Source organism: Nitratidesulfovibrio oxamicus (genome assembly GCF_015731765.1).
GTDB lineage: Bacteria > Desulfobacterota > Desulfovibrionia > Desulfovibrionales > Desulfovibrionaceae > Cupidesulfovibrio > Cupidesulfovibrio oxamicus.
This window is the reverse complement of sequence record NZ_VRYY01000514.1, coordinates 1-1,571: the sequence shown is the minus strand read 5'-3', so window position 1 is coordinate 1,571 and position 1,571 is coordinate 1. Positions and strand designations below refer to the sequence as shown.

The window sequence follows — 1,571 nt, the reverse complement described above, 5'->3', positions numbered from 1 at the left end:
CGAACGCCTCTGCCGCCGGGCAGGCCACGCGCAACGCGCGGATGGACCGCGCCATGCCGGTGGCTTCGTCCACGTCCAGCAGCACGCCGTTCAGCGAGCCGCGCCCCGTGGCCGGGCGAAAGCGCTGCGGCAGCCGGGTCAGGAAGCGGTCAACGATGACCTTGTGGTCCATGCCCAGCACGGATGCCTCCACCCCGCACATCCCCGCATCGGTCAGGTAGGCGGTACCACCGGGCAACAGCATGGCGTCGGCGGTCTGCACGTGGGTATGCGTGCCGATGACCGCGCTGACCCGGCCATCCAGAAACCAGCCCAGGGCCTTCTTTTCGCTGGTGGCCTCGGCGTGGAAGTCCACCAGACGGACGACAGGCGGACCCTCTTCCGCCTCCAGCCGGGCCAGCAGGGTTTCCGCCGTGCGAAAGGGGCAGTCCAGCGGGTCCATGTAGGTGGTGCCGCACAGGTTCAGTACCGCCAGGCGATTCCCGCCGGGCAGGTCGTACACGCCAAGGCCTCGCCCCGGCGCTCCCGCCGGATAGTTGGCGGGCCGCAGCAGGCGCTGTTCCTTGTCCAGCGCGCCGTACAGGTCGCGGTGCTTCCATACGTGGTTGCCGGTGGTCAGGATGTCGATGCCCATGCCCAGCAGTTCGCGCAGGGTTTCCGCCGTCAGGCCGATGCCGCCGGAGGCGTTTTCGCCATTGGCGATGACCACGTCGGCGGCGTGCTCGCGCCGCAGGGCGGGCAGCAGTTCCTTCAGGGCCTGCCTGCCCGGCTTGCCCACGATGTCGCCGAAAAAAAGGATACGCATGGTTTGCTGTTCCGTGTGCTGTGTAACGACCAACGCGGACATTTTCGTTTCCGGCAAGGAAGGCCTCACGCCGCCGAAAACGGAAAGACCGCGTTGGATCAGATGAGATAGGCGTCGTGCTCGCTGCCCGCGACAAGCCCTTCCGCCCGCTCGGGAATGCGCACCAGCGCATGCGCCCCGGTAAGCGTGTGCAGCAGGCCGGACTTGCCCAGCAGCGGCACGGCGGACGGCGGCGCAGCATCGCCCCCGCCTGGGGCCATCCCGCCCCCGTCCGGCCCGATTGGCCCGATTGGCCCATTGGGCCCGGCGGTTTCGATGCGCACCCGCACCCAGTCCTCGCGCCCCTGCCGTGACGCCACGTTGCGCGCCAGGCGCACCCGGCGCGCGGGCCACAGAGACCGGTCGAAGGCATCGGCCCTGCCGGAAAGGTGGTGCAGGAAGGGTACCCCCAGCACGAACATGACCACCTGGGCGGAGGTCACCTGCCCGGGCAGCCCCCACACCGCCCGGCAACCGTCCCCGCCGTCCTCCCCGCGCACTCGCGCAAGGATGGTCGGCTTGCCGGGGCTGATGGCCACGCCATGGGCCAGCAGTTCGGCCCCTTCGATGCGCGACAGCGCGGCCACGGTCAGGTCGCGCACCCCCACGGAACTGCCGCCGGACAACAGCACCACGTCGGCGTCACGCAGTCCCTCGCGCAGGGCCGCCTCCAGCGCGTCCAGTTCGTCGGGCACGATGCCCAGGCAACGCGCCTCGCACCCGGCCC

General features: G+C 70.3%; 2 protein-coding genes. Both read right to left on the bottom strand.

Features of this window, described 5'->3' with window-relative positions; genetic code table 11:
* Positions 1 to 805: TIGR00282 family metallophosphoesterase (locus FVW20_RS14750; RefSeq protein WP_196610201.1), on the bottom strand; the 805-nt coding region annotated here is incomplete at its 3' end.
* A gap of 98 nt (positions 806 to 903) precedes the next feature.
* On the bottom strand, positions 904 to 1,571 hold a 668-nt coding region (locus FVW20_RS14745; protein ID WP_269145837.1), incomplete at its 5' end, for a molybdopterin-binding protein.